The 19,045-nt window shown below is 44.5% G+C and carries 13 protein-coding genes and 1 pseudogene; 8 read left to right on the forward strand and 6 right to left on the reverse strand.

The window, feature by feature from the left end; genetic code table 11:
- The first annotated feature begins 334 nt into the window (after positions 1 to 334).
- The 3 genes and pseudogenes from AC3FZD_RS00980 (at position 335) to AC3FZD_RS00990 (ending at position 5,813) form a co-directional block, all read left to right on the forward strand.
- Positions 335 to 5,116, forward strand: coding sequence for an nSTAND1 domain-containing NTPase (locus tag AC3FZD_RS00980; protein WP_488738337.1), 4,782 nt, complete (start codon positions 335 to 337; stop codon positions 5,114 to 5,116).
- Positions 5,117 to 5,172: 56 nt separating this feature from the next.
- A pseudogene (locus AC3FZD_RS00985) lies at positions 5,173 to 5,361 on the forward strand (DUF2283 domain-containing protein); the annotation flags it as partial.
- 215 nt (positions 5,362 to 5,576) lie between these two features.
- Positions 5,577 to 5,813 carry a DUF433 domain-containing protein gene (locus AC3FZD_RS00990; RefSeq protein ID WP_488738338.1) on the forward strand — a complete coding sequence of 79 codons (237 nt, stop codon included), beginning with the start codon at positions 5,577 to 5,579 and terminating at the stop codon, positions 5,811 to 5,813.
- A 44-nt stretch (positions 5,814 to 5,857) separates the two neighbouring features.
- On the opposite strand, the gene AC3FZD_RS00995 is transcribed toward AC3FZD_RS00990, so the two are convergent.
- On the reverse strand, positions 5,858 to 7,582 hold the full coding sequence (locus tag AC3FZD_RS00995; RefSeq protein WP_488738339.1) for a CHAT domain-containing protein: 1,725 nt from the start codon (positions 7,580 to 7,582) through the stop codon (positions 5,858 to 5,860).
- A gap of 118 nt (positions 7,583 to 7,700) precedes the next feature.
- A complete protein-coding gene (locus tag AC3FZD_RS01000; RefSeq protein WP_488738340.1) occupies positions 7,701 to 9,668 on the reverse strand; it encodes a PP2C family protein-serine/threonine phosphatase in 1,968 nt (655 codons plus the stop codon).
- A 256-nt stretch (positions 9,669 to 9,924) separates the two neighbouring features.
- Here AC3FZD_RS01000 and AC3FZD_RS01005 point away from each other — a divergent pair, with 256 nt between their 5' ends.
- Entirely contained in the window at positions 9,925 to 10,839 is a 915-nt protein-coding gene (locus AC3FZD_RS01005) for an alpha/beta fold hydrolase (RefSeq protein ID WP_488738341.1), read from the forward strand.
- A 31-nt stretch (positions 10,840 to 10,870) separates the two neighbouring features.
- Positions 10,871 to 12,925 (forward strand): BsuBI/PstI family type II restriction endonuclease, encoded by a 2,055-nt coding sequence (locus AC3FZD_RS01010; RefSeq protein ID WP_488738342.1) that lies wholly within the window; start codon positions 10,871 to 10,873, stop codon positions 12,923 to 12,925.
- A 72-nt stretch (positions 12,926 to 12,997) separates the two neighbouring features.
- Here AC3FZD_RS01010 and AC3FZD_RS01015 read toward each other — a convergent pair whose 3' ends face one another.
- The 3 genes from AC3FZD_RS01015 to AC3FZD_RS01025 form a co-directional block, all read right to left on the reverse strand.
- Positions 12,998 to 13,636 (reverse strand): Uma2 family endonuclease, encoded by a 639-nt coding sequence (locus AC3FZD_RS01015; RefSeq protein WP_488738343.1) that lies wholly within the window; start codon positions 13,634 to 13,636, stop codon positions 12,998 to 13,000.
- Positions 13,637 to 13,784: 148 nt separating this feature from the next.
- Positions 13,785 to 14,714 carry an isoaspartyl peptidase/L-asparaginase gene (locus AC3FZD_RS01020; RefSeq protein ID WP_488738344.1) on the reverse strand — a complete coding sequence of 310 codons (930 nt, stop codon included), beginning with the start codon at positions 14,712 to 14,714 and terminating at the stop codon, positions 13,785 to 13,787.
- Positions 14,715 to 14,793: 79 nt separating this feature from the next.
- Entirely contained in the window at positions 14,794 to 14,949 is a 156-nt protein-coding gene (locus AC3FZD_RS01025) for a DUF2256 domain-containing protein (RefSeq protein WP_488738345.1), read from the reverse strand.
- A gap of 90 nt (positions 14,950 to 15,039) precedes the next feature.
- On the opposite strand from AC3FZD_RS01025, the gene AC3FZD_RS01030 reads away from it, so the two are divergent.
- The 3 genes from AC3FZD_RS01030 to AC3FZD_RS01040 all read left to right on the forward strand — a co-directional run bounded on the left by AC3FZD_RS01030 (position 15,040) and on the right by AC3FZD_RS01040 (position 18,289).
- Positions 15,040 to 15,801, forward strand: coding sequence for an RNA methyltransferase (locus tag AC3FZD_RS01030; protein WP_488738346.1), 762 nt, complete (start codon positions 15,040 to 15,042; stop codon positions 15,799 to 15,801).
- A gap of 229 nt (positions 15,802 to 16,030) precedes the next feature.
- Positions 16,031 to 17,719 (forward strand): serine hydrolase, encoded by a 1,689-nt coding sequence (locus tag AC3FZD_RS01035; RefSeq protein ID WP_488738347.1) that lies wholly within the window; start codon positions 16,031 to 16,033, stop codon positions 17,717 to 17,719.
- Positions 17,720 to 17,788: 69 nt separating this feature from the next.
- Positions 17,789 to 18,289 (forward strand): DUF3465 domain-containing protein, encoded by a 501-nt coding sequence (locus tag AC3FZD_RS01040; protein ID WP_488738348.1) that lies wholly within the window; start codon positions 17,789 to 17,791, stop codon positions 18,287 to 18,289.
- Positions 18,290 to 18,461: 172 nt separating this feature from the next.
- Here AC3FZD_RS01040 and AC3FZD_RS01045 read toward each other — a convergent pair whose 3' ends face one another.
- The gene (locus tag AC3FZD_RS01045; protein ID WP_488738349.1) at positions 18,462 to 18,677 is read right to left on the reverse strand and encodes a hypothetical protein; all 216 of its coding nucleotides are present in this window, start codon (positions 18,675 to 18,677) and stop codon (positions 18,462 to 18,464) included.
- Positions 18,678 to 19,045 lie beyond the last annotated feature (368 nt).

A 19,045-nucleotide genomic window follows, 5' to 3' on the forward strand; every position in this document is an offset into this window, starting at 1 on the left:
CAGGTTGATGCACTACAAGGAGTTAGAGGAAAGCTATGTACAGTGGCAGACAGCTTATTGGAACTTAGAATATTTTTATCCCATATTTTTAGGCGATCGCGGAGTGATTGCCAATGCCTCGAAACAGGAAGATGCATTTGCGGCTTGTCGGAAATACGCCCAAGTTTTAGAAGAACAACTAAATCGCTGGTTAAGTTATGAAGACTTTAAACCCATTATTGAACGCATTAACGAGCAAATCAAAGAAGAGAATTTAGATCCCCATCAACCCTTAGAATTTGTTTTACAAACCCAGAACATTTTACTGCGCCGACTGCCTTGGGAGCGGTGGCAGGTGTTGCAGCAGTTTGCTGGAGTGGGGATGGTTTTGGCTTCTCCTAATTTCAAGCAAGTTAATCAAGTCGTCTTGAATGGAGAGAAGAAAGCCATTCATATTTTAGCGATTTTTGGCGATGGCAGGTTAACGGATACGATTCAAGCGGAGATTAAATCTATTGAAGCCAGGACAAATGCTGAGATTACGTTTTTGGTAGAGCCAACAGAAGCAGAACTTTTGACAGCATTAAAACAGCAATCCTGGGATATTTTGATTTTTGCTGGTCATGGAAAAACCAGAAAACGGACGGGTGAAATAAAGATTAATAGCAAGGATTGGATTGGGATTGACAAACTCCGCGATGGATTGAAAACTGCCATTGAGAAAGGCTTGCAGTTGGCGGTGATTAGCGCTTGTGATGGGCTGGGAGTTGCCTATCAGTTAGCCGATGGTGAAAAATTGTATCTACCTCAAAGTGTTGTGATGCGCGAAGTTTTGCCGGTGGCAGTTGCGCCTCGTTTTTTGCAAGCCTTTCTAGACAAGTATACGGCTGGATTTTCTCTGGATACTGCGGTGAGTGCAGGCAGAAAGATATTAGGATCTGAGGAACTGAAAGACTCTTTTCCCTGTGCGGATTGGTTGCCAGTAGTGATGAAAAATCCAGCTCAAGATACCCTGCGCTGGGTGGAGTTGGGCGGGGTTTCTACGATTCCTCCTTATAAGGGGTTATTGAGTTTTCAGGAAGAAGACCAAGATTTATTTTTTGGCAGAGATGATATCATTAGTGAATGGGTTCAGTGGCTGAATGAAAAAGATTTAATTTTGGTGACTGGAGCATCGGGAAGTGGGAAATCTTCGGTCGTTTTAGCCGGGTTGATTCCTCGGTATCGGGGAGAGTATAGCATTATCAAGATGCGTCCGTTGTATCCTGCGGCTAATCCCTTTGAAAATTTCGCGGCTGCGTTATTAAGTTTGCGAGAAAATGAAGCAGATTTAGAGCAGGTGGAACGTCTGGAAAATCGGATGATGCTTGAGCGTGATTTGGCGCAACAATTACAAGCGAATCCCCAGCAGGTGGTGGCTCAGTTGCAAGAGGTGATTAATCAACAGCAGCGTCCTATATTCTGGGTAATTGACCAATTGGAAGAGGTGTACAGTCCCCGATGTGATGGCTATCGTCAGGCATTTTTAGAGATGATTATGGCAGCGATAGAGGCGGGAAATTCCCAGGTCAAAATCGCTATGACGTTGCAAAGTTTATTTTTAGAACAGGTGGATAACCGGTTTGGTAAACAGATAACCCCTTGTGAAAAGCGGCTGTTTCCTTTGGGGAATGATGTAGAAGATATCCAGAACTTAAAAGAGATGATGATTTGTCCGGCTCGCGTGTTTGAGGTGGAGTTTGCTGAGGGGTTAGTCGATACCATTATTGAGGATTTACAAGCGGTTGCCAATAATTTGCCGATGTTGGAATTTGCCTTAACGGAACTTTGGCAACGGCAACGGGGTGGGAGAATTGATTATCAGGCTTATGAGGGAATTGGCAATGTTGCTCAAGCGTTGACAGATAAAGCGAATGCGGTATTTGAGCAGTTAGACGAGGCGCAAAAACAACAGGGGCGGCGAATTTTTGTGCAGTTGATTCAACCGATAGAAAAGCAAGGCAATAAAGTAGCCATTCGCAAGATTGCCACGAATCAAGAGTTGCAGGATGAAGATTGGGAATTGCTGACGATTTTTGCCCAAGCGCGGTTAGTGATTACGGATAAAGAGGGTAAGGAGAAACGGGCGCAGTTGAGCCATGAGGTGTTAATTGAAGAGTGGGAAACTCTGAAAGATTGGATTAAGGAAGATTGGAAATTTCGCCGTTGGCAAGAACGGTTGCGGGAGGAGATGAAGCGCCCGGATGGAAAGTTATTGCAGGGTGCAGCATTGGATGATGGGTTGTATTGGTTGCGGCAATATGGCGAGGGGATTTTGTTAGCGGAGAGGGCGTTTGTTGAGAAGAGTGAAAAGCAACGGAAGCGACAAAGACGACAAACGATTGCAGGGTTAGTAACGGCTTTAGTTATCGTCACAGTATCTGGTATTGTTGCGGTTTGGCAATGGCAACGAGCAGAATGGCAGCGCGACATTGCGGAAACAGAGAATTTAGCCAATGCAGCTTTAGATCAATTTGAGTCGGGTGAAAGTCAGTTGGGTGCGTTGATGACAGCAATTGAATCAGGGGAGAGGTTGAAGGAGTTGGTTAAACATACTCCTGATTTAGCTAGTTATCCGACAACACTACCATTATTAGTCTTGCAGGAAATCACTTCTAAGATTCAAAACAAGAATAAATTTGTCAAAAATGAGATTCCTGGAATAAATTATGCATTTTTTACTCCAGATGGTCAAAAGATCATCTCCGCTAGTAGTGTGCATGGAAAAGTAATGATCTGGAATAAGGCAGGAGAGATTATTGCCGAATGGGAAGATCCAAACGGAAAGAAAACTCCGTATGTTTCTGTGAGTCCAAATGGGGAGTATATTGCTACAGTCAATGCAGGACACTCAGTTCACATTTATGATTTAAATGGAGATATTATTTCTAGTAAAAATCTAAATGAATATCATTTATTGCCTAATCCAGATATAGTTGAATTTAGTCCCAATAATAATTATCTTGCCATAGCTGATGTGTTCTCATTCAAAGTACAGATTGTTGATTTTTCAGGTAAGCTGATCAAGGAAATTGAAAGTAATGCAGGGGGAACAATACATAGCATTAAATTCCACCCTAATGGCAAAGAAGTAATGGTTGGTAATGCTGTGGGTGTTCTAGAAGTATATGACTTAGAAACACTCAACAAAATCAAGACTATTAAAGCATATGATTCTAGAATTACAAAAATTAAAATTAGTCCTGATGGGGATCGTATTGCTACGTTAGGTATTGATAAAGGAGCTTCTGGACAACCTGAATATGTATCTAAACTTTGGAATATATCTGGAGAAAAAATATCGAACCTGAGTTCTTTTGAGTTACTTAATTGGAATGCCAATCTTGGCGATATTGATTTCAGTCCCGATGGCCAACAAATCTCCACGGTACACCCAGGACTTGGATTACTCAATACTTATAATTCTCATTCCGGGAAATTAATTAGACAGACTACAATACATAGATTATCTGGGTTTGGTTTAAGTTATAGTCCTGATGGTAGTCTCATTGGCATTGCTGGAGAGCCTGAAATTCAATTTATCAGCGCATCCGATAATATATTTCACGAACTACCAATGAATTATGAAGTTATACTCCCAGGAGATTATAAGCAAAGTAGTTTAGTCAATCTTCAATACACTAAAGATAGTAAAAATTTATTGGTTACAGATGGAGGCAACACTGTCTTAGATATTTGGGATTTGGAAGTCAGCGAATTCAAAAGATTAAATTTATATGAAGATGGATTTAATTTTGTCACTCTTTCCAACAATGGTACAAATCTTATTGTATTTCTCAAAAATAATATTAATATTCTGACTAAAACAGGTGAAGTAATGCACTCATTAACTCCTGAAGCGGAAAGTACAGATGATGACAGAGAATATGATCGATTTTTCTCGGTATTTGATAATGGATATGTTTTTCGAGATTACTACAGCTCCAGTTATGATGGAAAGAAGATTGTTACTATTGGCCAGGATTGGGATGACTATTCAAAGATCAGGCCAATCTATTTATGGGATTTGAAAAAAGGAATTTTCAAAAGATTACAAGATAAATCGATGTCTCAATTTCCAGAAAGAGTTATAGCAAGCCCAGACGGAAATTACATTGTTGCTCTTAATAATTCAGGAAATAATGCCATTGGTTATCTATGGGATGGATCGGGTAAATTGCTTAATAGTTTTGATGTTAATAATGTTCAAAAAATTAGAAAAGAGAAAGATTTTTTATTGTCAGGTGTGGCAACGCTATTAGCTGATGATTTTGGAGAAATTCAGTATTCTAGAAACCCATTAAAAATTATTCAAATCCTTCAAGTCTGGAAAAATTCAACTGCAATAGCATCAGGATTGCAAGCTGGAGATTCAATTGTAGAAATTGATGGAACATCTATTGCTGAACTTGACAATCCTTTAGATGCTTATGAGCTTTTGCATGGAGAAGTAGGAACTACTGCTAAATTGAAGATCTGGCGAGAGGGTAAAATACAAGAATTTGATATTGAGCGTGAAGAATTTATAGTACCTGATTTGAATGAACACCTTATTATAGGAAGTCATGGAAAATTTAGCAATAATAGTAAGCATTTATTAACATGGTCTTTTGTAGATAAAACATTGTTTTTACGAGATTTAAAATCTGAAAAAGTTGTTAGCTGGAATCATCCAGCAACGATTCTGAACGTCTACCCTAGTCCTGACAATAAACTGATTGCAATCACTGGCTCGGATTATACTATCACTCTATTAGATTATTCCGGTAACCTGATTCGTTCTATTAAAGTCCAACAATCTCCTAATGACTTAGCATTCAGTCCTGATGGTGAGAGAATTGCTTTTTTAGGACATCCTAACGAACTCAGTATCTGGAATTTAGCTGGAAAGATGTTGGCTAAATATACCATTCCTGAAGAAGGTTCAGGATTAGTTCGATTCGCTCCCGACGGAAAATCGATCGCCGTCGGAGGAAGACGAGTCAGAATTTATCCCAACCAAACCCTAGACGAACTCATCGAAACCGGCTGCGAGTGGTTAGAGGACTACTTCACCACCTATCCAGAAGAAAAGGAAAAACTACCCGCATGTCAGTAAGTCGATCGAGACAAAAGGAAGATGGAATGATCGGGATCGAGATTAACGAGGAACCCATGAAAATCAAATACGATCGCCAAGTTGATATCCTACGCATCACCCTCAAAGAAGCAATGATTACCGAAAGTGACGAAGAAATACCCGGTATGATCCTAGACTTCGATGAGAATGGTAATGTCGTCGGAATCGAGATCCTGCAAGCCTCCCAACACATTGACAACCCTGAAGGCATAGAATACAGCATCAGTCCATCAATACTGATACAGCAGTTTTCGCTGCTATGCGGTACATTTCGATCCCCCCAACCCCCCTTAAAAAAGGGGGCAGTCAAAGTCCCCCTTTTTAAGGGGGATTTAGGGAGATCTTTTCCGACTGTACCTCATTACCGCGCGAAGCGCTGTATCGTCCAAACTAACCTGAGTCAGACTCAAACTATCAATCCAAGCATCCCATAAAAAACATGACTGAATCCCTCTTAGAACGTATTTCCATCAATCCTCACCTCTGTCATGGTAAACCCTGCATCCGAGGATTACGCTACCCTGTGCAATTCTTGCTTGAACCGCTCAGTTCCGGTATGACTCATGAAGAAATCTTGACTGACTATGATGATTTAGAAGAAGAGGACATTTTAGCGGTACTCTTGTTTGCGGCTCGTCTGAGTCAAGTTAAAAGTATTTATCCATTAGCATCATGAAATTTTTAGTTGATGCTCAATTACCGATCAGACTGGCACAAGTGTTAGCAATTCACCATCGCTTCCTCAATCACAAACTCCAACATTTGCCCTTGGGAACTCCCAAACTTAATTCTTTCCCCTGATTTTAAGGGGATTTCTTGATGATGAATTTTTTGCCAATTGCCCGATCGCAACACCAAAGTTCCAAACCGAGAAAAATCCCGTAACCAATAGGTAGCACTCCCCTGGTTAGACTCTAAGGGTTCTCGGCGAATAATTTCCGCGTGCCGTTGAGAAACCCACCGTTCGCTAATCACAATATCATTCTCTTCCCGTCTGCCTACGCGCATCAGCCCTCCGTGAATCTGCCAAACCTGTGTCGTTTCTTCTACTGAACGTAAAGAGGCAATAGTACGGGTTTGTTGATGCAAATTGACTGCGGTATCCGGTAATTCTGTAATCCCTTCAGGAGCAGGGACTAACAATTGTCCATTAAATTCGGGATGCATATATAACACCGGCAGCGTCCAAGCTGGTTGATTATACTTATAGAGTGTAATTAACCGTTGACGCGCGACTGCCGTCGCTTCATCGATGGATAAACGCTTGGCTAAAGCTTCAGCAAAAGCTTCAATGAAACTCAAGGCTTCCCGATCGGCGATCGCCTCCCGCATCCCCAAAACCGCCGGTATCCCATGATGGAGCAGCACTTCTGCCAAACTACTGCGAGGCAAAAGGCGATGAGATGCTGTATCCCCTGAACTCTGTTCATCCGTATCTCCCTTAGCACTCCAACAAGTATTCAAAACCGCTAACGTTACCTGGCCTCGCAGCAAAACATTAGCAAATTCCGTACCACTCAGAGTTGTTTCTGGCTGCAAATACAACAGCCCTCCATCCGGAGACGGCACACCATGACCCCCATAAAAGACAATATTGTAAGCCTTCGTTTCCAAAGCAGCGATCAACTGAGCTGCATCCGGTTGAATCAACGTATCCACATGACAGGGAACTGACGAAGCAATGATACTGGGTAAAGTTTGATCCGGATGACTACAATTTTCCCAAATTCTCGCCAAGGTATCCGCTTCTGCTGCCAATTGCAGATCCCCACCCTCAAACCATTCAGAAGCCCCCGTCTCCCCACCCACCGTTGCCCCAAAGACCAACAAAATATTCAGTTCCCGATCCGTTCGTTGAGGAGGAAGGGGATCGACATCACTGGTGGTGCGGCTAAACAACAGGGTAGGAGAAACCGAGATCGCCTGTTTTCCCGCCGATTGTTGCATAATTTCCCAAGGTAACGGAATTAAATCCGGGTCTCGGATATCCAAGCGCACTCGTAAGGGTTTATTCTGTCCTAGAGCAATCCCTTGACTTTGGGATAAACAACTTTCAATGGGGCCATTAAAAACCCATTGCCACAAACCGATCCCCAATTGTTGCATCAAACGACTACTATAAGACCCTTTTTCCTCTGGAGAAAAGGGCAAAGTATCCATGTTGGGTAGATTAGACTCTACCGCAGGAATCGATAGAGAATAGGAGGGTTGGGAGGGAATTTGAAATAAATCTTGCCATCCTTCCCAAGTAAGCGTCATAGTATAGGGCCAAATGCGGTCATGATGAGTATATCCTCCTGGATAGGAAGCCCGAATCACCCAAATGGCAAAATGGGCAGATGGGTTGACCTCTGGAGAATAAGATTTGCCACTACCATCTGCTGTTGGACAACCAACTAAGCGGACAATAGCAATACTGAGACAAGGACAGTCAATTACAGACATTTAAGAGCCTTGATATCACGGGTTGAGTTTATCCCATTTCTTCCAGTTTATCGAATTGCTTGGATAGATGGGGGAATGGGGAGATGGGGGATCAACTATTGCCTTTTGCCCATAATTTTTAAGGGTTCGTGGGACTAGGACTGGCACTGGGACTGGGGGAATTGAGGATTGGTGTTGGGGGAAGGGTTTGGGGAGGGGACGATTGCCTCCATAGGGGCCAGAAGAAATACCCCATCATTCCCCCTAAAGCCAATAAGATCGTGATTCCTAGTAATAATCCAGGAATAGAGATTCTTTGGGTTGCGGGAGTTGTAGTTGAACTTTGTTGGGTTTGAGGAGTGCCTACGGTGAGCAATTGGGTCTTCATGGATTCGTTGGCGGAAGATTTAGAGGTTCGATTAACCTCAGTAGGGGGATGAAATAATTCTGTTAAGGGTTCAAGGGTGATTTCATTAGCCTTGACTTGGTAATGGATCAGGCCGATGGTCACATTGTCATGGCCATTGAGGGTATTGGCTAACTCTACTAATTTGCTCGTGGCACTGGCGACATCTAATTGACCTTCTAAAACGGGTAAGAGTTGGCTTTGCCAATGATGTTCTACGCGATCGCCATCACTGAGTCCATCGGAGCAAAGCAAAACAATACCATCTTCATCTAAAATTAATCGTCCTACGGTTGGATGTAAGTGGCTTGACTCTCCCATCCCCAAGGCTTGGACTAGGGCCCCAGCAGCCCGATTTTGCAGCGCTTCACGATATAAGCGATAGCCTAAGCGCACTTCGCGAGAGGCTAAATCATCATCTAAGGTGACTTGATGACATCCATGTTGGGTGACCCAATAGATCCGGGAATCTCCCACATGGGCAATATAGAGTTCATGGGCCCGATCTACAGGAGGGGGAACTACCGCCATGACTAGGGTGGTTCCCATGCGCTGTCGTTCTTGGCGATGTTCTTGGTCGTTGCGATCGCTAATAACTGTATTAGCATGACGAATAAGCCGATCGAGTAGATCGGTGATTTCCTCAACCTGATCTGGGGGATTCTTTTGGGGGGCAATTTTTTCCGAGGTTAAAGATTCTAAAATGCTGGAGATCGCCTGTTGAGAAGCCACTTCTCCCCCAGCATGACCCCCAATGCCATCACAGACGATGACTGAGAGGGGATCGGAGTTACTCTCTGAGGAAACGGTTTTCCCTGGGGGGGGTTGCACGGGATAACAGGCATCTTCATTATGGGAGCGACTGGGGCCCTTGTCGGTGGCTGTACATAAGGTAAAGTGGGTGGTTTGAGATTGACTGCAATAACTCAAGGCCCAATCGAGTTCGGCGATCGCCCGATCTATGGCTAAGATTTGTCCTTGACTCAAGCTTTGAGCTAAATGTTCTAAAAAGCGGCTGATGAGGGGATTGGCCTGTTTAGCCAAAGGTAACCACATTTGCCCTAATTGGCATAACTCAATGGAGCTTTGGGAATCGGCCCGCAGTTCTCGAACCCGCACAACCGGCCCTTCAACTCGCAAGAAGTGATGATCCAGTAGAGAATTGGCTACTCCCAAAACCTTGAAGGGTTGCCAGAGATGGGCAATTTGCCATAACCAATGGAGTTGACGCAGGGGAGAGGCGGCTTGCCATTGATCTTTGAGCATTGGTCTTAGGGGGGGGTCTTGGGTAGCTCTGGGTAAAAGGGATGGATTGATCGGCGCTCCTTCAAGCAGGAGTACGGGGGGTAAAGTCGGCTCCAGGGTTAAGATTTCGTAGGGTTGAGACAGATGGAGTCGATAGGGAAAGAGTTTGAGATAGGTTTGTACGGAGGTGGAAATTTCTGAGGGGATAGGGGGGGGAACCCCTGGCTTGAGATCGAGGAAAATATGATTACCTTTGTAGAGATAGCGATCGCCAATCCGTTTCCCCGCTTCCAGAAAGTCCAAGGCTTGGGCTAAAGGTCGCAAGTCAGGAGAAGTTGCCCACAGATACCGTTTGATTAACCGACTGCCGCAACTGTGGCAATATTGAAGATCTTCTGAGTTGACTGCCTGACAAGGGAGATGGGGACAGTTAAGGAATGCGGTTTCGGTTGGCATAGGACATCCTCGCGCCTGTAAATGGAAAGACAGTGTATGGCTCCACAACTGCGGTTCTGCTCACGTTTAGTGGTTCAGAATATCGCCAATGGCCGATCGCCCTATTGAACACTGCCTGAGAAGCAAACCAAAATAGATATAATTTTAGTTTAGTGAAGACACCCTGAGTAATTGGTATTTAGGAAAATAGCTGACAAGAAAAGTAGGTTTGACTTATATTTTGCCTATAGGATCTTGCAAGCTTTTCCCAAATTATATGACTATTTATGCGACTCAAAGGGCTGACCATCCGGCTGATCCGGTGGAATATCTGACCTGGAACTGGCATGGATTTTCCATCCGCTATCAGCAGAGAGGTCAAATGGGGCCGGCTGTGTTGCTGATCCATGGATTTGGCGGATCGGTAGATCATTGGCGTAAAAATATTCCTGTTCTCGGTCAAGATTGTCGGTGTTATGCCTTAGATTTAATTGGGTTTGGGGGTTCGGCGAAACCGACTCCAGGGGAGGAGATTGAGTATACGTTTGCCACCTGGAGTGAGCAAATTATCCAGTTTTGTCAAGAGATCATTGGTGAGCCAACGGTATTGGTGGGGAATTCCATTGGCTGTATTGCGGTGATGCAAGTGGCGGTTGATGCTCCAGATTGGGTGAAGTCTTTGGTGTTGCTGAATTGTTCTTTACGGTTACTCCACGATCGCCGCCGGGAGGGTTTACCGTTTTATAAGCGCTATGGTGCGCCTCTGGTACAGGATCTGCTCAAGATTAAGGCGATCGGCCATTGGTTTTTTGCCCAAATTGCTCAACCCAAAGTAGTTAAACAAATTTTACAACAAGCTTATGGGCGATCGCAAGCCGTCACCGATGAGCTAGTCGATTTACTCATAGCTCCAGCCTTCGATCCCGGTGCAGCCGATGTCTTTATCGCCTTTACCCGCTATTCCCAAGGCCCCCTACCCGAAGACCTCTTAGCCAACCTTCCTTGTCCAGCGCTCATGCTCTGGGGAACCGAAGACCCCTGGGAACCTATCGACCAAGGACGCAAATTAGGGGAATTTCCAGCCGTTAAACAATTTATTCCTCTCCAAGGAGTCGGTCACTGTCCCCAAGATGAAGCCCCAGAATTAGTCAATCCCCTCATCCTCGATTGGGTGGTGAAAAATCCATCTTAAAAGTGGCAAATTGGCATCATCTCGATCCACTATGCATAGTCATCAGCTCAATTTATTTGACCCCTTCCCATTTGCCGATCATCAATCCTGGTTATCTTGGCTCCATCATCAATTACCGAAACCACAAAAGCGATCGGATGGCCCAATTGTCTTAGACTTATTTGCTGGTTGTGGAGGATTAGCCTTGGGATTTGAAGCCCAAGGATTTCGCACCTACGGGTTTGAAATCAAACCTCACGCTGTAGCCAGTTATCACATCAATTTAGCCGGTCAATGTGTAGAAACTTGTCTATCCGTGGGTTTACCAGAAGCCCAAGCAGACATCATTATAGGTGGCCCACCTTGTCAACCCTTTAGCCAGATCGGTTATCAGCGCGGTAAACGAGATATTAGAGATGGTTTTCCGATCTTTCTGGATGCTGTCTATCGAATACAACCTAAAATTGCCATTCTAGAAAATGTCAGAGGTTTACTCTATCGAAATAAAAGCTATTTGAGACAAGTTCTAGCAGAATTAGAACGCTTTGGCTATCAAGTTGATGTGAAACTTTTGAATGCTCTTGACTATGGGGTTCCCCAAAAACGTCAGAGAGTGGTAATTGTGGCTTCTTATGTGGGTTGGTCTTGGCCCGAACCCTTTACCACACAACCAGTAACCGCAGGTATGGCTTTAGGTTCATTAGCCCTAGAACTTAATCCTGAAAGCCGGTTTTTAACCGAAAGTATGGATCGCTATATTGCCGAATATGAAGCAAAAAGTCGGTGTGTTCGCCCCAGGGATTTACACTTAGATCGACCCTCAAGGACAGTTACTTGTCGCAATTTAGGGGGAGCAACGGCCGATATGTTACGGATCAGATTACCCGGCGATCGCCGTCGAATGCTTACCGTTCGAGAAGGGGCAAGACTCCAAAGTTTCCCCGATTGGTTTGAATTTCAAGGCACTTTTTATGAACAGTGCGAACAAGTCGGTAATGCTGTACCTCCTTTGATGGCTTTAGCTTTAGCGCAACAAGTGAAAAAGGTTCTAGCTTCTGAAGTGAATCTCAGGAATTTAAAGATTAGTCCCCTTTCTGATATGGAGAAGAGAAAATTGGTTAACCCAGATCCCATTGAGATGAAAAAAGAACAAGCCTTAGAAATTGGCAAGAGCATTGGTATCCCCGTCAGAGAAATGACCAAACGTCGCCGCGAACGGTTGGCATTAGCTCTTTTAGCTGTGGCTCAGATAACGCCTGAAATGCCTTGGAATGAAGCCAAAAGTTATTTTACCGGTGGTATTAATCCCGTAACCACTAGAGAAATTATTAAGTTTTGGAATACACACTACGGCGAAAAAATAGCCGATTCCTCTTATGATGATGTGCGCCGAAAAGATTTAATTTATTGGGTTAAATCTGGATTAGTGGAAAAGAGCGCAGCAAACCCGACTGCTGATACAAATGATGGTACGCGAGGATATGCAGTTGGACAAGATGGACTACGACTGTTACAGGCTTATGATACTGATGATTGGGAAGATGCTTTACACCATTTTCGAGATCAAAGGGGTGTTTTGGGCGATCGCCTCAGCAAAGCACGAGAATTCCAGAAAGTTCCAGTCACTTTACCCAACGGTGAAATCATCAAACTTTCTCCAGGCTCACATAACCGCATTCAAAAAGCTGTAGTTGAAGAGTTCTTACCTCGATTTGCTCAGGGTAAAATTCAGTTACTGTATTTAGGGGATACGGAAAAAAAGATCTTATGTCTTGAGAATGACAAGCTTCTGAGTTTGGGAATCTCCACGCTAGAGCGGGAGATGCTCCCCGATATTCTCGCCTATGAGGAAGAGCGGAACTGGCTGTTTACCATTGAAGCAGTTCATTCTTCTAACCCAATTAATTCTATGCGTCATATGAAACTCAAAGAATTCATGAGAAATTCTACGGCAGGTGTGATTTATGTGAGCGCCTTTGAAAGCATGAAAACATTTGCCAAGTTTGCCAAGGATATTAGTTGGGAAACTGAAGTTTGGGTGGCGGATAACCCAGATCATATGATTCATTTTGATGGCGATCGGTTTCTTGGCCCTTATCAGCAGTAAGCTTTACTTGAATTTCAAACATAGCGCAAAGAATTATTGCCTAGTGGAAAACAAGCTATTACACAACCTCCTCTAAATTTGCTCCCTAACCCAAGCCCGAAATGCTTTCATGGTTTTATTCCTACCTTCAACTTTACTCCGTTGCAGATATTCAGGAATAATTTTTGTTAAAGACAGTCCAGGAAAATGAGGACTTTCATCAGATTGAATATAAACACCATTTTGTAGTACATTAATTTCTAAACTTGTACCGTTAAATCGCCAGAGTTCACCGACTCCCAAGGCTTCATAATTGTTTAACCGAGTCCGAGATGTCAGATCAATTTCAAGGGCCAAATCTGGGGGCGGGTCTATATTTAAATCTATTCGCTGTTGACCGCGAACTGCTGCCTCATTTTCGATATAGAAACATTGGTCAGCTTCAAGTCCTTGTTTCATGGTTTGACTTTTAAATGTCGTCGAGGCTAAATTTCTGAACTCAATCTCAAGCTCTTCTAACAAAATCTCCACTAGATTACCAATAATTACTTTATTGTCTTCGTGTTCTGGTAATGGCACCATAATCTCTAAGATTCCTTGACTGTAATGAATTCGAGACCCGCGTTTTTCTCCCAAATCCTCTAGCAATTCTTCGTACATCTGCCAACTAATATCTTTCATTAAAAGTTGCCGACCGGGAGGAATGACTAATTGTTCAAGAGTTACTTGCATAGGGTTGACCTTTGTATGGATTGATTGTCAGAATGCCGGAATTATGTAGTGAAGTTTTAGGAAATCGCCTGATTCTATGGCATTCATTATTCTCATAATAGCGCTTCATTGAATCTCAATCTAGAATGAAGCGCCATCATTTTTTAGCCTAAATGGAGCCGCTTACTTGATCCGATGAAGTCCATTCTAGAGTGTCACCAATTTGTTCGCCGGTGTGGTAAGCAGCAAGGAGAATTTCTGATGTTTTTCCCCAGGCAATTTGACCGGTTTTGTCAATTCCGATCGCCCCTAAATCCCGTTGATTGGCTTTGGATTCGGTCATGGTTTTCTCAAAGGCAGCCGCTAAGGACATGCCATCGGTAACGCGCACGACAATGCGAGCGGCGATACATTCATTGATGATATCTTCACCAATGCCAGTACAGCTAATTCCAGCAGCAGAGGTGGCATAATTTCCGGCAGGCATGGCGGAATCACTGACGCGCCCAATATATTCAAATCCTTTGCCTCCAGTGGAGGTTCCGGCGGCAATTTTACCTTGGTTGTCCAGAGCAACGACACCAATAGTTCCGGTTCCAGGAGCGGGACTAGCCAGCACATTAGCCATACTGCGTTTAAAGTTATCTTTGCGGTCTTCTAACCACTCATTTAAGCGCAAATCGGTTAAGGGATTATGAATGGGGAGTTGCAGTTCTCGCACCAGTTCCATGGCTCCCAAATCGGAGAGAATGCGATCGCTCTTTTCTTGCAGAACTTTAGCTAAATTAATGGGATTTTTCACCCGCGAAACATTGATTACACCACTGAAGGTTTGCGTCTCTCCATTCATCAGAGAGGCACTCATGCGGATTTGACCATCAGATTGCAAAACAGAGCCAGTTCCAGCATTATAACGGGGATCGTCTTCGAGTAAATGGCAGCCTTGAATCACCGCTTCTAAGGCAGGTGTTCCCGCTTCTAAACTGGCATAAACTTGTTTGAGAATCTCATACAGGGATTGGCGGACGGCTTCAACGCCTCCTTTGCCTTGTAGGGAGCTGCCTGCACCTCCATGAATGATGAGTTTGGGTTGAGTCATAGGTAATGGGGATAGGGGGATAGGGGAATGGGGGAATGGGGGAATAAATTTCCGTCCTGCACTCCACCCATTCTCCATCCTACCGCGTAGTGTTCTGGCGATCGCGGCGACAGCGTTCAGAACAGTATTTTACCTCATCCCAACATTTAGCCCATTTCTTGCGCCAGGTAAAGGGGCGATTACAAACAGGACAGATTTTGGTGGGCAGATCAGATTTTAATCGCTGGCGAGCCATGGTAATATCAATTAAAAATTAAAAATTAAAAATTAAAAATGGATTGTAGTAAACATCTAAGCATGTCCAATTAGCCTACTATATTAACAGATGAACGATCGCCCCCATCTATCAGCGATTAAAATCGTTTTAGTCGAGCCATCTGGCCCCCTAAACGTGGGATCGATCGCCCGTATCATGAAAAATATGGGCTTAAGTCAATTGGTGCTAGTCAATCCTCAATGCGATCGCCACAGTGCAGAAGCGAGACAAATGGCCGTTCATGCTCAGGAAATCTTGACTTGTGCCCAAGTGGTAGAGACCCTACCAGAAGCCCTACAAGGTTGTCAAAAAGTGGCAGCCACCATGGGACGCACCATCAAGTTACCGACAGCATTGGAAACCCCCCATACCTTGCTCCCTTGGCTTCTCAGTGGTGAAAGTGCCCTAGTCTTTGGGCGCGAAGATCGGGGCTTAACCAATGAGGAACTGAATTTAGCACAACGCTTTGTGCAAATTCCCAGTCATCCCATCTACCCATCCCTGAATCTAGCCCAATCGGTGGCCATTTGCTGCTACGAACTCTATCGGTGTACCCTAGAAACGCAACCAGAGGATTTTGATTCTAGAGGCTCCGATCTGGCTTCACGGCAGGTTCTAGAAGCTTATTACAATCATTTAGAATCTCTCTTATTGCAGATTGGTTATCTTTATCCCCATACCGCTCACCGACGGATGGAAAAGCTCAAACGATTTTATAATCGTGCTTATCCCACAGAAGCAGAGGTGGCGATGCTCCGGGGAATACTTTCTCAGGTGCAGTGGGCGATCGCCAACAGTTCGGGATCTCAGGGTTCATCAGGAGAGGCTTAAGAAAGTCTCCCAAGTCGGTTTAAAGACAATCACAGACAACTTAGAATAATTCAGGTTTGCTATTTTTGAGGATCGGGGTAACCCAAAAGCAAGGAAATACCGCGATCGACCGCAAAAAGAACAAACCCTATTCAAGGTCTGAATCAAGTAAAATCAGCAACAATTCCATGGATGCTTTGATTGTGGTGGGTTTATTTACATTTATGATCCGTGTGACAAGGAGTCGTTGATGGCGAAATCAGGAGAAAGAAAGGGAGTGCGTCGCACTCAACGTCGCGGATCTGCTCAAGGTGCAACACCTCTACCGAAAAGGGGAGCGAGTCAGTCTCAAGGGGCTGTAGCTCTGCCAAGACAACGGAAACCGAGGTTGAAACGCAAAGACCGATCGCCTTTGCCAACCGTTGTTTTATCGATTTTGGATCGGATATTACCCGGTGGTCAGCCCAAGAGCCAAGGTAAAAAACAGACAAGAGAGACAAGGAATCGAGGGCGATCCGGATTATCGTCAGGCTCTGCATTGCCAATCCCCCCCTTAAAAGTAGACCGCAATCTAGACCCTAATCCCTTAGTTTCCCGTTGGCAGTTAGGCAAACCGCAACCCCAATCCATGCCTCCGAGAAAGGGGAATTTATCTTCAGCAGTCAGTAGTACCTCGGATCGAATCTCTTCCAATCCCAAACGTTCCCTTGGGATCAAGATAGAACAGAAGAGTCCAGCCAATCCCGATCAAGTACGCTTGTCTCCACCGGTACGCAAGCGTCAGTCTCGATCTCTCAACCGTCCAGAAGCCCGTCCGATATCGCCCTTGGTTTATGCCACCCGATTTTTAATTCTCGGTGTGGGAATTTGTGCGATCGCCGGAACTCTTCTCTCCGCCTCCGATCCCGAAAGTATGACCTTTTTAGGACTCAAGTTAGCCTCCAATGAGAATCTCTCTAATCAGGCGGCTGAAAATACCGATCCCAATGGCAGTAATACCCAAGATGCCTTATTACGGGAAAATCTTTCTAGCCAGAATCCCTCACTCACGACTCCCCAAGCTCTCCATTTAGAAACTGAATTGCCAGAGCTGAAAAGCAAAATTCAAGCCTTAGCCAGTCAAACCCCCCAGTTTAAACCGGGAGTTTTTGTTTTGGATTTGGATACTGCTAGTTATGTTGATATTGAGGGGACGACCGTTTTTTCTGCTGCCAGTACCATTAAACTCCCCATTCTCTTAGCCTTTTTTCAAGCGGTAGATGGGGGTACAATTCGACTTGATGAAACCTTAGCCCTTAAAGAAGAACATCGAGCTGAAGGATCGGGGAGTCTGCAATACGATCCCGTAGGAACTCAATATACAGCCCTAGAAGTCGCCACTTGGATGATGACCATTAGCGATAATACAGCCACCAATATGATTATTGACCGATTAGGTGGGATCGCCCAAGTCAATCAGTCCTTTACCCGTTGGGGACTTCAGCAAACCTTACTGCGGGATAAGTTGCCGGATTTAGAGGGTAAAAATACGACATCCCCTCGTGAGTTAGCCCAGGTGATGGACTTGATTCATCAAGGAGATGTCGTGTCCTTAAAATCCCGCGATCGCATGATTGATATTATGCGCCAAGCCGAAACCAGCGTTCTCCTCGAACAAGGCTTAGGATCGGGAGCTTCTATTGCCCATAAAACCGGTGATATTGGTAAACTCTTAGGCGATATCGGTCTCATCGATCTACCCAGTGGTAAACGATACATTGCCTCCGTCCTAGTCGAACGCCCCCATAATGATTATGGAGCAGCCGATCTCATTGGTGACATTTCCCGCCTCACCTACGAACAAATGCAAGCGCCCCCCGTAACCCCCAGTGTTACCCCCGGCACATTTGAAGAACTCCCCGTTGAGTTCCCCGAAGCCACTGCTCGCCGCTATCGGTAATCTTACCCTGGTGTTGTCGAGAGTGGGATCTTATCCTAGATTTAGCTCCCCAACTCTCGACCACATAGGATGAAAAAAACAACTCAACTCCTCTCGATCTTACTGACTGTACTAACTTTTACCCTATCTCTGTCAACCCAGGCTCAAGCGGTAGATTGTAGTGACTTAGGCGCTCTAGCAGAATTGGATTCTCGCTGTTCCGGTTCCTCCACCCGCTCTGCTCCTTCCACGGAGGAGGGTGTCCGACTTTTACAACAGGCTTTTGAGAATCAACAAAGTAATGTTCAAGCTAGAGCAGTCGGTGAAGTCATTCGTGTTCTTGCTGACGATCTACAAGGGAGCAAGCATCAACGATTTATTGTTAGACTTCCTTCTGGTCAAACGGTATTAATTGCCCATAATATTGACTTAGCACCGAGGGTAAATTCCCTATCTGTTGGCGATCGCGTCGAATTTTATGGCGAATATGAGTGGAATCCTCAAGGTGGAGTCATTCATTGGACACATCATGATCCGGCTGGTCGTCATGTCGGTGGATGGATTCGCCACAACGGCCAAGTTTACCAGTAATGACCGGGAAAAATCAGAAAATTTGCTTGCTTCTAATTTGAAGTTGTGATACAATTCTTAATAGTAGAGAAACAGTTTATGTTTGCTCTACCGGCTGCGGGGAAACCTAACAACAGGTAAGCAAAGTTGCCAGTTGTACGGGGATCTCCTATAGGTCTTTGGCTATTTTTAATCACCGATGCTTGAGGTCAGAGCGTTCCATCCCTTGGAGTCGCGGGATGCTTTGGGCCATTAGTTCAGGTTGCTCTTGTTTAACCACCAGGGTATCTCCCTGTGCGGTTGAGGAACTAGCACAACCGAGATAGATGGCGCTCCAGAGTTTTCTTATGGTGGAAATCATAGGGAGTAGGCACACGACTGGCTTCACGCGATCGTTTTTCCAACCCATGATTTTTTATTCATCACCTCATCTGGAGTTGCGGCGGATCTATGTATTTAACTGGTATTTTCTTGACTCAAAACCCTAAAGTTTTAACAACGGCTTGGTTCTGGAATACCCTGATTTCTATGGTTAAAGGTTGGATCTTATTTTGTCAATATTCTTGGCTAATTTCGCCCCTGAAGTGTCTTTTGGGCAGTTAGTTTTTTTAGCGATCAGATGGATTTTATACCTTTTTTCAAAAATCAACGATTAATAATTAGGATAAAAACCCCCTATTCCCCTATTGCCTGATGTCCTCTGAATGTTAAGAAAAATCTCTAAACTTCAAGGTTGATTGCAATTTAAGGGCGATCGCGCACCAAAAGGAAACTCTG

Source organism: Roseofilum sp. KMC-1 (genome assembly GCF_057802075.1).